This is a genomic window from Rhodanobacter sp. FW106-PBR-R2A-1-15 (assembly GCF_058789735.1).
Map to the genome: position 1 here is coordinate 1 of NZ_JBYTEM010000027.1, position 12,778 is coordinate 12,778.

Sequence of the window (12,778 nt, forward strand, 5' to 3'; positions counted from 1 at the left end):
GCGTTAGCGACCCCGCCCAAGCCGCTTTGAGCGGCTCACACAACTAAAGCCCCCGGCTTTGCCGGGGGATACTTACCGGTCGCCGGAGGGAGAAGGGAAAAGCGTCGTCGCCAATCGGGCGAGCCAATGGACAGCCGCAAGCTCAGAGGTTCTGGTAATTCGGCCCCGAGCCACCCTCCGGCGTGACCCAGGTGATGATCTCGTACGGGTCCTTGATGTCGCAGGTCTTGCAGTGCACGCAGTTGGCGGCGTTGACCTGCAGGCGCTTGCCGTGCGGGGCGCTTTCGTCCGGCACCATTTCGTAGACCGCGGCCGGGCAGAAGCGGGTGCACGGGTTGTCGTATTCCTCGACGCACTTCGTGGCGCAGATGTCGGGGTCGGCCACGCGCAGGTGGATGGGCTGGTCCTCGTCGTACTCGGTGGCGGCGAAGTAGACGCCGGCCAGGCGGTCGCGCGGGGGCAGCGTGCGCTGCACGTAGTCGCGCTTCGGCTCTTCGTATTCGCCGAGCTTGTGCAGGCTGGACCAGTCGGCCTTGTTCTTCAGTGTCCACGGCGACAGGCCGGCGGTGGCGGTTTCCCAGCTGGCGTTGAATATGCCGAACCACAGGCCTTTCTTGAAGCCGGGTTTCACGTTGCGCACTTTCTTCAGCTCGGCCATCACCGCCGAACTGCGCAGCTTTGCGTCGAAGCCGGCGCTGTCGAGCTTGCCGGCCAGATGTTCGGCGGCGAGCATGCCGCTCCTGATCGCCTGGTGGGTGCCCTTGATCTTGGGCACGTTGAGCAGGCCGGCGGTGTCGCCGATCAGCAGCGCGCCGGGCATCTCCACCCTGGGCAGCGACTGGTAGCCGCCGGTGGCCATGGCGCGCGCGCCGGCCGAAAGAATGCTGCCATCTTCCAGCAGCGGCTTGATCAGCGGGTGGTGCTTCCACTGCTGGAACGCTTCCCACGGCTTGTACTCGGGGTCGCTGTAATCGAGCCCGCTGACATAGCCCAGCGCGATGCGGTCGCCGTCCAGGTGGTAGAGGAAGCCGCCGCCGTAGGTCCGGTTGTCGGCGGGCCAGCCGAAGCTGTGCACGATCTTGCCTGGCGTGACGCGGCCGGCGGGCACCTGCCACAGCTCCTTGATGCCGATGGAATAGCCTTGCGGGTCGCTTTGTTCGTCCAGCTTGAAGCGCTTGACCAGTTGTTTGGTCAGGCTGCCGCGTGCGCCCTCGGCCAGCACGGTGACCTTGGCCTTGATGTCGATGCCCTGGGTGTAGTTGGCCTTGTGCGAGCCGCCCTTCGCCACGCCCATGTCGCCGATGCGCACGCCGGCGACCGCACCGTTCTCGTCGTAGATGTTGTCGGCGGCGGCGAAGCCAGGGAACACGTCCACGCCCAGCGCCTCGGCCTGCGGCGCCAACCAGGCGCACAGCGCACCCAGCGAGACGATGAAGTTGCCGGTGTTGTGCATGCCCGGCGGCATCGGCAGCTTGCGCGCGCCGGTCTTGCTGAGCAGGTAGAACTCGTCCTTGCCGGCCGGCACGCAGATCGGCGGCGGGTTGTCGCGCCAGCCGGGCAGCAGCGCGTCCAGCGGCTGCGGCTCGATCACCGCGCCGGAGAGGATCTGCGCGCCGATGGTCGATGACTTCTCGATCACGCACACGCTCACGTCCGGCTTGATCTGCTTCAGGCGGATCGCGAAGGACAGGCCGGCCGGACCGGCGCCGACCACGACGACGTCGTATTCCATGGTTTCGCGTTCGCTCATGGTGGACTCCCTGAAGCTGGGTGGTGGCGTAGGCGTGGCCGTGCGCACGGGTATGGGTCGAGCCGCCATTGTCCGTTTTCGCGCGCCGTGCGGCAACGCGTGCTGCGCTACCGCTTGCAATCGCTTCACCGGGGGCGGCGATAATCGGGCCAACCCAAGGGAGCGTTCATGAATTCCATGTCGCCGATCGCCGATCTCGACCTGCGCCGCGCCTCGCTGTGCCAGTTGCTGCATTGGCTGGCGGTGGGCCGCGTGCAGCCGCAGGCGCTGACCGACGTCTACCAGCAGGCGATCGAGCGGATCGATCCGCAGCTGCATGCCTATGTGGACCAGCGCTCGGGCCTGCTGCAGGATCAGGCGGAGCTGGCCGAGCGGCGTCGCCGCGACGGCGTGATCGGCCGGCTGGACGGCATTCCGATCGCGCTGAAGGACAACTTCGATATCGCCGGCTGGCCCACCCGGGTCGGCCTGCCCGGCCGCAGCAAGCCGGTGCGGGAGGACGCGCACGTGGTGGCGCGGCTGCGCGCCTCCGGCGCGGTGCTGCTGGGCAAGACCAACATGGACGAGGGCGCGCTGGGCGCGGTCACCGACAACCCGCACTTCGGCGCCACCCACAACCCGTACCGTCACGGCTGCACCGCCGGCGGTTCCTCCGGCGGCGCGGCAGCGGCGGTGGCCGCGGGCCTGGCCGCGGCGGCGGTGGGCTCGGACAGCCTGGGCTCGATCCGCATCCCGGCCAGCTACTGCGGCGTGTACGCGCTCAAGCCCACCCACGGCGAGATCTCCGCGCGCGGCCTGGTGCCGGCGGCGCGCCGGCTGGATGCGGTGGGCCTGCTGGCGCGCAGCGCCAACGACCTCACCGTGCTGCTGCAGGTGCTGGCCGGCTACGACGCCGACGACGCGCGCTCGCGCCGGCGCCGGGTGGCGTTCGCGCCGCCGGACTGGGAACCGGGCAACCTGCGCACGGGCCTGATCCCCGACCTGGCCACGGTCGGCGTGCAGCCGGAGGTGATCGAGGTGTTCGAGGCGGCGCTGGCGAAATTGCCGCATGCGCTGGGCGACCGCCGCACGGTCGACTTCGCCGACTGGGATTTCGCGCGCACCCGCCGCGCCGGCCTGCTCCTGATGGAGGCGGAGATGCTCGGCACCTTCGCCGCGGACCTGGCCGATGCCGGGCGCCCGGTGTCGGAACGCTTCCGCCGCCTGCTCGGCTACGCCGCCGGCAAGAGCGCGGCCGACTACGCGGTGGCCGACCGCGTGCTCGACGCGGCCACGCTGAAGATGCGCCGGCTGTTCGCCCAGGTCGACGTGCTGGTGCTGCCGACCACGCCGCAGGGCGCGTTCCCGCTGGATGGCCAGGTGCCCGATTCGCAGGCCGACCTCACCAGTTTCGCCAGCCTCGCCGGCTGCCCCGCCGTGAGCCTGCCGATGGGCATGCTGCCCAACGGCATGCCGGTGGGCCTGCAACTGGTCGGCGCCCGCGGCTCGGACCTGCGCCTGCTGGAACTGGCCGCGGTGTGCGCGGCCACGCTGGATGCCGATCCGGTGTATCCAGCGATCGCCTGAGGGCACCCCGGCAAAACTCCGATTGCACCACCCGGCCGCGCAACGGGACGCCTGCAGGAGCAAACCTCAAACGTCCGTCATTCCAGCGCAAGCTGGACAAAAGCGAGCTATGCGAGCGTTGAACAGCCGGAGGCTGGCCCCGAAGGGGCGAGCGTAGCGAGTCATCCAGCGCCTTGGATGCCCAAGGGCTTGGAGACACTGGATCCCGGCTTGCGCCGCGATGACGAACGAGAAGCCGGTTGTTTGATGATCTCAGGAGGCGGGCTTGCCCGTAGATTTCATAGAAAGGCATATGCCATACACGTGCGACATGCCGCACTCAGGTTATTTCGGAACCTCGCCGGCGATCGCGTAACATGGCCGGATGACCGGCGCGCGATGGCGCGCCCGCGCAAGGCCAGCTTGGGTTCCACGCATGAGCACAGACAACGCGCCGACACATTCGCATCTGGACGAACTGGAGGCGGAAAGCATCCACATCTTCCGTGAGGTGGCGGCCAGCTTCCGCCATCCGGTGATGCTGTATTCGATCGGTAAGGATTCCTCGGTGCTGCTGCACCTGCTGCGCAAGGCGTTCCACCCGGCCAAGCCGCCGATGCCGCTGCTGCACGTGGACACCACCTGGAAGTTCCGCGAGATGATCGCGTTCCGCGACCAGGTGGCGGCGGCCGGCGACGTGCAGGTGCTGGTGCACATCAATGAGGAGGGCGTGCGCCAGGGCATCTCGCCGCTCGTCCATGGCGCCACTATGCATACCGACGTGATGAAGACGCAGGCGCTGAAGCAGGCGCTGGACCGGCACGGCTTCGATGCGGCGATCGGCGGCGCGCGCCGCGACGAGGAGAAGTCGCGCGCGAAGGAGCGCGTGTTCTCGTTCCGCAACGGCCAGCACCGCTGGGACCCGAAGCGCCAGCGTCCGGAGTTCTGGCACACCTACAACACACAGATCCGCCAGGGCGAGAGCGTGCGGGTGTTTCCGCTGTCCAACTGGACCGAGATGGACGTGTGGCTGTACATCCGCCGCGAGGGCATCCCGGTGGTGCCGCTGTACTTCGCCGCGCCACGCCCGGTGGTGGCGCGCGACGGCGCGCTGATCATGGTGGACGACGAGCGCTTCACCCTGCGCGAGGGCGAGGCGGTGGAAACGCGCCTGGTGCGCTTCCGCACGCTGGGCTGCTACCCGCTCACCGGCGCGGTGGAATCGTCCGCCGACACGCTGGACAAGATCATCGCCGAGATGGCCGACTCGCGCAGCTCCGAGCGGCAGGGCCGGGTGATCGACCACGACCCCGGCGCCTCGATGGAGCGCAAGAAGCAGGAGGGCTACTTCTGATGGCCGCCACCACCGCCACCGACGCGGGCCGCGGCCTGTTGCGCTTCATCACCTGCGGCAGCGTGGACGACGGCAAGAGCACCCTGCTCGGCCGCCTGCTGTACGACGCCGGCACGGTGCCGGAGGACCAGCTCGCCGCGCTGGCGCGCGACAGCCGCCGGCTGCATGCCGACGCCGGCGGCGCGCTGGACTTCGCCCTGCTCACCGACGGCCTGGACGCCGAGCGCGAGCAGGGCATCACCATCGACGTCGCCTGGCGCTACTTCCACACCGCGCGACGCAGCTTCATCGTGGCCGACTGCCCCGGCCATGAGCAGTACACCCGCAACATGGCCACCGGCGCTTCCAACGCCGAGCTGGCGGTGGTGCTGGTGGACGCGCGCAAGGGCCTGCTGCCGCAGACCCGTCGCCACACATATATATGTGCGCTGCTGGGCATCCGCCAGGTGGTGCTGGCGGTGAACAAGATGGACCTGGTCGACTGCGACGAGACGGTCTACCGCGGTATCACCGACGCCTACCGGGCGCTGGCGCAGTCGCTGGGCATCGCCGCGGTGGCGTGCCTGCCGGTGATCGCGCCGGACGGCGACAACGTGGGTACGCGTTCGTCGCGGATGCCCTGGTACACCGGCGCCAGCCTGCTCGAACTACTGGAGTCGGCCGATGTCGCGCCACGGCGTGCCGGCGATTTCCGCATGCCGGTGCAATGGGTGAACCGGCCCGACCAGAGCTTCCGCGGCTACGCCGGCACGATCTGCGGCGGTCGCGTGGCGAAGGGCGACGAGGTGCTGGTACAGCCCGGCGTGCAGCGCGCGCACATCGCGCGCATCGTCACCGCCGACGGTGATCTCGACAGCGCTGGCGACGGCCAGGCGGTGACGCTGTGCCTGGACCGCGAGATCGACGCGAGCCGCGGTGACGTGATCGCCGACGCGCTGCACCCGGCACCGGTGGCCGACCAGTTCGCCTGCCACCTGCTGTGGCTGGGCGACAACGCGCTGCTGCCGAACCGCACCTACTGGCTGAAGCTCGGCACGCGCACCGTCAACGCGCGGGTGATGTCGATCAAGCACAAGGTGGACGTCAACAGCCAGGCGAAACTTGCCGCGCGGCAGCTGGTGCTCAACGAGGTGGGCTACTGCGCGCTAGGCCTGGACGAGGAGGTCGCGTTCGAGGCGTACGCGGACAACCGCACGCTCGGCGGCTTCATCCTGGTCGACCGCCAGAGCAACGCCACGGTGGCTTGCGGCATGCTGGATTTCGCGCTGGGTCGCTCGGCCAACGTGCACTGGCAGCACGTCGACATCGACAAGGGCGTGCGCGCCTCCAGCAAGGGGCAACAGCCGCTGTGCCTGTGGTTCACCGGCCTGTCCGGCGCCGGCAAGTCCACCATCGCGAACCTGGTCGAGCGCCGCCTGCACGCGCTGGGCTGCCATACCTATCTGCTCGACGGCGACAACGTGCGCCACGGCATCAACAAGGACCTGGGTTTCACCCCGCAGGACCGTGTGGAGAACATCCGCCGCATCGCCGAGGTGGCGCACCTGATGGTGGATGCGGGGTTGATCGTGCTGGTCAGCGCGATCTCGCCGTACCGCAGCGAGCGGCGCTCGGCACGCGAGCTGTTCGCCGCGGCGGAGTTCATGGAAGTGTTCGTGGACGCGCCGCTGGCAGAGTGCGAGCGGCGCGACCCGAAGGGCCTGTACCGCAAGGCGCGCGCCGGCACGATCCGCAATTTCACCGGCATCGACGCGCCGTACGAGCGGCCCGAAGCGCCGGAGCTCCACCTGCTGAGCGGCGGCCAGCGCGCCGAGCAGCTCGCCGAGCAGGTGGTGGCGCGGGTGCTGGTGGGCATCGACGGCGACGCCGACGGCTGAAGCGAAAGCGGCACCGGCCGCGCATGGGTTGGATTGCCCGGTGCCGGCGGCGATAATGCAGGACTTTCCCCCGCAAGGCGCCGCCGCGATGACCGAGAAAACCGTACTCAACGCCACCCACCGTGCGCTCGGCGCGCGCATGGTCGACTTCGGCGGCTGGGACATGCCGATCAACTACGGCTCGCAGATCGAGGAGCATCACGCGGTGCGCCGTGACGCCGGCATGTTCGACGTCTCGCACATGACGGTGGTCGACCTGCACGGCGCGCGCACGAAGGACTTCCTGCGCCATCTGCTGGCCAACAATATCGACAAGCTGAAGGTGCACGGCAAGGCGCTGTACTCGTGCATGCTGGACGAGCGCGGCGGGGTGATCGACGACCTGATCGTGTACTTCCTGGGCGACGAGTTCTACCGCCTGGTGGTGAACGCCGCCACCCGCGCCAAGGACCTGGCCTGGATCGAACGCCAGGCGAAGGCGTTCGATGTGGAGGTGAAGGAGCGCCCCGAATTCGCCATGATCGCGGTGCAGGGCCCGCATGCACGCGCCAGGGTGCTCGGCCTGCTGCAGGAGGTGGATCGCCCGCGCATCGAGAAGCTGGGCAAGTTCGCCGCCGCCGCGGCACAGGGGCCACACGGCATGCCGCTGTTCGTGGCACGCACCGGCTATACCGGCGAGGACGGCTTCGAGATCATGGTGCCGGCCGAGCATGCGGTGGCGTTGTGGGAGGCGCTGGTTGCCGCGGGCGTGAAGCCGGCCGGACTCGGCGCACGCGACACGCTGCGGCTGGAGGCCGGCATGAACCTGTACGGCCAGGACATGGACGAGAGCGTGTCGCCGTGGGAAGCCAACCTCGGCTGGACCATCGCGTTGGACGAGGGGCGCGATTTCATCGGCCGCAAGGTGCTGGAGGCGCAGAAGGCCGCCGGCGTGAAGCGCGTGATGGTCGGCCTGGTGCTGGACGAGAAGGGCGTGCTGCGCCACGGCCAGAAGGTGCTCACCGCCAACGGCGAGGGCGAGATCCTCTCCGGCAGCTTCGCACCGACCCTCGACAAGGCGGTGGCGTTCGCGCGCATTCCCGTCGGCGAGCCGGGTGCCATCCGCGTGGACATCCGCGGCCGCGAAGTGCCGGTGCGCCTGGTGAAATACCCGTTCGTGCGCGACGGCAAGCCCTGCGAAGGGATCTGAGCGGCATCGCGCCGCAGTACATTCTTCCCCGGCGGATATCGCTAGAATCACCGCCGGCAACCCGACCCAACCCAACGACTGGACCCCGATCATGAGCGAGATTCCCGGCGATCTGAAATTCCTCAAGTCCCACGAGTGGGCCCGCGCCGAAGACGACGGCCTGGTCCGGGTGGGTATCTCCGACCACGCGCAGGACCAGCTCGGCGACCTGGTCTACGTCGAGCTGCCGGAAGTCGGCTCCGCCGTGAAAGCGGGGAGCGGCGCCGCCGTGGTGGAATCGGTGAAGGCCGCCTCGGACATCTACTCGCCGGTGTCCGGCGAGGTCGTCGCGGTCAACGAGCTGCTCAACGACAAGCCCGAGACCATCAACGAGGACGCCTTCGGCGAAGGCTGGATCTTCCTGGTGCGCCCCAGCGACCGCGCCGAACTCGACGAGCTGCTCGACGCCAACGACTACGCGGAACTGGTCGAGAACGAAGACCACTGAAGTCGCGCGCGAGCATGCCCGACCCTGCCGGCCGCCCAGTGCGGCCGGTGTCGTTTTGTCGCAGTGATCCGTGCCCGCGTGGTGCGCGCGGCAGGCGTTGCGCAAGCGCATCTCGTCGACGCGGTGGTGCCAGCGATGACTTCGCGCGATCGTCTTGCGCGAGGTCGCCGCCGCCGATGTCACGCCTTCCGTTCGCGTCGCCCGAGCCCGGGCGGGGCGATCGCGAAAAATATTTTTCGCCTGGCCGGGACGCGGACCGGACCGCTTCCGGTCGTGTTCCGTTCATCTGCAGGCAGCTTGTCGGCGACCCGGAAAGTGCTTCGTGCTGAAGGCTTCGTGTAGCGGTCGTTTCAATGACCACTGCGGGGATTGGCCTTGAAATCGTTGTGTACCAACGGTTTCGGGAGTAAGGCCGATTTATTGAAGAAAATACTATGGACGTCCAGACGTCTATTTGATTAATCCTCATGATACCCCGCAAGCCTTGGTGCGGAAGGCCTCGGGCCGATTTGGAATGGTTGGAAAAGGGTTGATTTGATGATTGAAATCAATTGACAGCCGAAATCTTCGGGGATAGCTTTCGCAACAGATCACAGGGAATGGGTTTTCATGGCGACAACGAAGTACATCAAGCCGTATGTCGAGCACGGTGAAAAGGCCAACGCAGTACGCAAGATCACCGTCTCGATTCCGCTGCACGTGCTGCGGCGGCTTTCTGATTTGCGCACCCACCGCCAAGTGAACAATCTTCGGCACGCCACCAACAGCGATTTGTTGGTCGAGGCGTTCCTGCACGCTTTTACTGGGCAACCACTGCCAACTGATGAGGAGCTGAGACGAACCATGGCCACTGCCAAGAAATCCGCTGTAAAGAAACCGGCCGCCAAGAAGGCCGCCGCCAAGAAACCCGCCGTGAAGAAGGCCGCCGCCAAGAAGCCGGTTGCCAAGAAGCCGGCCGCCAAGAAGGCTGCCGCCAGGAAGTCGGCCAAGAAGGCCACCGCCAAGAAGCCGGCGGCCGCCAAGAAAGCCGCGGTGAAGAAGGTTGCGAAGAAGGCTGCGCCGAAGAAGGCCGCCGCCAAGAAAGCTGCACCGGCCAAGGTGGTGAAGGCCACCAAGACCGCGAAGACCAAAGCGAAGAAGTAAGGCGACACGCGACACCCCACAATAAGATTAGCCATCGACTTCTCTCCCCGCGGTGCCCAGCGCGGGGAGAGCACTTCGAGAAGCCTTCGTCCCGGCCTGGCCGGGACGCTTCGTTTCAGGGGCGGGAAAATCCTCGTCTGATGCGTCCGGTCACGCTCGCCTGCACCGGGTTTCCGGCCGTTGCCGTGACAGCGCGCATGATTTGCCGTGCTGCGCCGTTGGAGTTACCTTCTGCATATCCGCGCCGCGGTGAATCCGGGGGATTCGCCGCTCCTGGATGGACAGGGGGAAAAAGCGCGGGTATCTGTCGATACTCAGTGAGAGACCATGGATACCCGATACATACTCGATACGCGCCGGCGTGCGCGTGGGGCCGTTCGGCCGCTGGTCATTGCCATCATCGCCATTTTTGTCCTGCTCGCCGTGGGCGCGTGGTTCCTGATCATCAAGCCGCATCAGGACCTGATCATGGCCGACGCGGGCGGCCATCCGTCCACGCCGGTTTCCACCGCGACGCAGGCGGCGCCGCCGCCGGCCAACGTGGCGGCGATGGATCTCAACCAGCTGCTGGCCGAGGCGCGTACCGCCATGAACGAGCAGCGCTACCTGGCGCCGACCGGCAACAACGCCTTCGAGTTCTACCTGCGCGTGCTGGAAAAGGACCCCGGCAACAAGGTGGCTTCCGATGCGTTGCGCGAGACGTTCCCGTTCGCGGCCAACTCGGCCGAGCAGGCGATCAACTCGCGTGACCTCGGCGAGGCGCAGCGGCAGATCGAGCTGCTGGCGAAGGCCGATCCGGCCAACTTCACCCTGACCATCCTGCGCTCCAAGCTGGATGCCCAGCGCAAGACGCAGGACAAGCAGCAGCAGCTCGCCGTCGGTCAGGAGAAGACCGCGCAGTTGGCCGCCCAGAAGGCCGCCGCGGAGAAGCAGGCGGCAGAGCAGCTGGCCGAGCAGCAGAAGGTCCAGTTGGCCGCACAGCAGAAGACGGAACAGTCGCGCGCGGCGCAGCAGTCCGGTTCGGCACCGGCGGCGACCGGCGGCAACGCCACCGCGGCGGCGGACAGCGGCAGCAATGCGGCTGGCGGGACCACGGCGGCGGTGCTGGTGAAGGGCGCACCCGCGCGCTACCCCACGGCCGCGATGCGTGCCCGCCAGGAAGGCTGGGTGGTGGTGTCGTTCACGGTCGATCCCGACGGCACGACCAGCGACGTGAAGGTGGTCGAGTCGCAGCCGCGGCATGTCTTCGACCGTGCCGCGGTCGACGCGGTGGAGCGTTACCGCTTCAATCCGGCGATGAAGGACGGCGTGGCGGTTTCCAGCGTCAAGCAGCAGCGAATCGAGTTCAAGCTCTGATCGTGGCGTAAGCGCAACAGGCCGGGCGGCGCATGTTTCGCATGCGCCGCCTTTTTCTTCGGGCAAGGCTACTCAGCGCTGCCGCGGCATGCGGCGATGCGTGCGTGGTTTGGTCCTGGCCTTTGCCTTTGCGCGCGGTTGCACTGCCGGTTTGGCGGCGCTGTCGAGATTGGCCCAGTCGACGTGCGGCAGGCCCAGCAGGTCGTCGAACACCATCGGCATCAGTCCGCTTGGCATGGGGCCGGTGGAGTTCCACAGGGTGACCACGCCGGTGCGGTACTTCGGGAAGAAGCCGATCATGGTGCGGTAGCCGGCGACGGCGCCGGCGTGGTAGATCAGCGTTTCGCCGCCGTATTCGTACACCCGCCAGCCGAGCCCGTAGTACGCGCCGCTCAGCCGCTCGCGGCGCCAGGGCGTGGCATGCAGTTCGCTGGGAGTGGCGACGCCGGGCTTGTGCAGCGTGTCCAGCAGCGCGGTGGGCAGCACGTCCGGGCGGCCGCCCATCTGCGCGATCAGCCACTTTTCCATGTCGCGCAGGCTGGCGTTGACGCCGGCCGCCGGCGCAACCCGGTAGTAGGTCTCGTTCGGATCGAACGGCACCCAGCCCCGGCTGGTGGCGCGGTGCGGACGCGCCCAGCTCTTGCTCGATTCCAGCGCGGCGCGACCGTAGCTGGCCGTGGTCATGCCCAGCGGATAGAAGATGCGCTTGTCGACCTGGCGATAGAAGAAGTCGCCGGTGCGCGCGAGCACCACGTCGCCGATCATGCTGAAGGCGACGTTCTGGTAGCCGTAGCACTGGCCCACGCCGCAGACCATGCTGACCTCGTCCAGCTTGCGCACTAGCTCTTCGTACGAAGTGTCGCCTTCGAGCATGTTGTCGTAGGTGTTGCGCGGCAGGCCCAGCCGCTGCCCCAGGATGTCGCCGACGGTGGCCTGCGAGGCGGCCTGCATGTCCTTCAGCTTGAAGTACGGCAGCACGTCGACCAGCTTGGTGTCCCAGTCCAGCTTGCCGTCGTCGACCAGCAGGCCGGCAATGGCGGTGGCGAACGCCTTGGACAGCGAGGCGAGGCGGAACACGGTTTCCGGTTTGATCGGCTGCTTGGTGGCGGCATCGGCATAGCCGACGGTGCCTTCGAACACCACCTTGTCGTCGATCACCACCGCCGTGGCCAGGCCGGCCACGGCATCGCGCTGGGCGAGGCGGTCCAGCCAGTGCTGGTAGTCCGCGAGAGTCTGCTTGACGCGCGCCGCGGGCAGCTTCTGCGGCGCATTGTCGACGCTGGTCGACAGCGCGGCGGATGCCGGCGGGGCGAGCGACGCGGCGGCGGGCAGCGGCGTGCAAGCCAGCCCCAGCGCACCGGCGATCAGCAGGAAGATGTTCTGAAACTGCATGGTATTCTGGCGTGGTTCCGGCGCGGGGGATGCGCTTTGGGAAAGGGGAGCGTGACGATGGGCCTGATCATTTTTCTGATAGTCATCGTTCTGATTGTCTTGTACTTCGTGGCGATCTACAACGGACTGGTCACTTCGCGCAACGGCTACAAGAACGCGTTTGCGCAGATCGACGTGCAGCTCAGCCGGCGCCACGACCTGATTCCGAACCTGGTGGAGACCGCCAAAGGCTACCTGGCGCACGAGCGCGGCACGCTCGAGGCGGTGGTGCAGGCGCGCAACGCGGCGGTCAGCGGGCTGGCCGGTGCGAAGGCCAACCCGGGCGACCCGGCCGCGATGCAGCAGCTGGCCAGCAGCGAAAATGCCCTGACCCAGACCCTGGGGCATTTGTTTGCGCTGCAGGAAGCGTACCCCGACCTGAAGGCGAACCAGACCATGATGCAGCTCTCCGAAGAGCTGACCTCCACGGAAAACCGGGTGGCATTCGCGCGCCAGGCCTATAACGATGCGGTGCTGACCTACAACAACCGGCGCGAGGTCTTTCCCGCCGCGCTGGTGGCGAACGGCTTAGGCTTCGCCGCCGCCGAACCGCTGGCGATCGACAACCCGGCCGTGCGCGACGCGCCGAAGGTTTCCTTCGGCTGATCGCGGCGTCGCGGCGCGCGCCGCGGCGCACTCCGGGAGC

The 12,778-nt window shown here is 67.6% G+C and carries 10 protein-coding genes; 8 read left to right on the forward strand and 2 right to left on the reverse strand.

The window, feature by feature from the left end; genetic code table 11:
* Window positions 1-142 precede the first annotated feature (142 nt).
* Entirely contained in the window at window positions 143-1,750 is a 1,608-nt protein-coding gene (locus tag AC3WTD_RS13585) for an electron transfer flavoprotein-ubiquinone oxidoreductase (RefSeq protein WP_492614078.1), read from the reverse strand.
* 168 nt (window positions 1,751-1,918) lie between these two features.
* Between AC3WTD_RS13585 and AC3WTD_RS13590 the strand changes: the two genes are divergently transcribed.
* From AC3WTD_RS13590 to AC3WTD_RS13620, 7 genes are all read left to right on the forward strand, one after another.
* On the forward strand, window positions 1,919-3,316 hold the full coding sequence (locus AC3WTD_RS13590) for an amidase (RefSeq protein ID WP_492614079.1): 1,398 nt from the start codon (window positions 1,919-1,921) through the stop codon (window positions 3,314-3,316).
* A gap of 415 nt (window positions 3,317-3,731) precedes the next feature.
* Entirely contained in the window at window positions 3,732-4,649 is a 918-nt protein-coding gene (gene cysD, locus AC3WTD_RS13595) for a sulfate adenylyltransferase subunit CysD (protein ID WP_492614080.1), read from the forward strand.
* Window positions 4,649-6,526 carry an adenylyl-sulfate kinase gene (gene cysC / locus AC3WTD_RS13600; protein WP_492614081.1) on the forward strand — a complete coding sequence of 626 codons (1,878 nt, stop codon included), beginning with the start codon at window positions 4,649-4,651 and terminating at the stop codon, window positions 6,524-6,526. Before cysD ends, cysC begins: the two co-directional genes overlap by 1 nt.
* An 88-nt stretch (window positions 6,527-6,614) precedes the next feature.
* Window positions 6,615-7,715: a glycine cleavage system aminomethyltransferase GcvT gene (gene gcvT, locus AC3WTD_RS13605; protein ID WP_492614082.1), complete on the forward strand. Its 1,101-nt coding sequence runs from the start codon at window positions 6,615-6,617 to the stop codon at window positions 7,713-7,715.
* A gap of 91 nt (window positions 7,716-7,806) precedes the next feature.
* Complete coding sequence (gene gcvH / locus AC3WTD_RS13610; RefSeq protein ID WP_492614083.1) at window positions 7,807-8,202, forward strand: glycine cleavage system protein GcvH; 396 nt, start codon at window positions 7,807-7,809, stop codon at window positions 8,200-8,202.
* 609 nt (window positions 8,203-8,811) lie between these two features.
* Window positions 8,812-9,345, forward strand: coding sequence for a met regulon transcriptional regulator MetJ (gene metJ, locus AC3WTD_RS13615; RefSeq protein ID WP_027492813.1), 534 nt, complete (start codon window positions 8,812-8,814; stop codon window positions 9,343-9,345).
* A 327-nt stretch (window positions 9,346-9,672) separates the two neighbouring features.
* Complete coding sequence (locus tag AC3WTD_RS13620; protein WP_492614084.1) at window positions 9,673-10,701, forward strand: energy transducer TonB; 1,029 nt, start codon at window positions 9,673-9,675, stop codon at window positions 10,699-10,701.
* 72 nt (window positions 10,702-10,773) lie between these two features.
* On the opposite strand, the gene AC3WTD_RS13625 is transcribed toward AC3WTD_RS13620, so the two are convergent.
* The gene (locus AC3WTD_RS13625) at window positions 10,774-12,093 is read right to left on the reverse strand and encodes a serine hydrolase domain-containing protein (protein WP_492614085.1); all 1,320 of its coding nucleotides are present in this window, start codon (window positions 12,091-12,093) and stop codon (window positions 10,774-10,776) included.
* 57 nt (window positions 12,094-12,150) lie between these two features.
* On the opposite strand from AC3WTD_RS13625, the gene AC3WTD_RS13630 reads away from it, so the two are divergent.
* The gene (locus tag AC3WTD_RS13630; RefSeq protein WP_492614086.1) at window positions 12,151-12,738 is read left to right on the forward strand and encodes a LemA family protein; all 588 of its coding nucleotides are present in this window, start codon (window positions 12,151-12,153) and stop codon (window positions 12,736-12,738) included.
* Window positions 12,739-12,778: the final 40 nt, after the last annotated feature.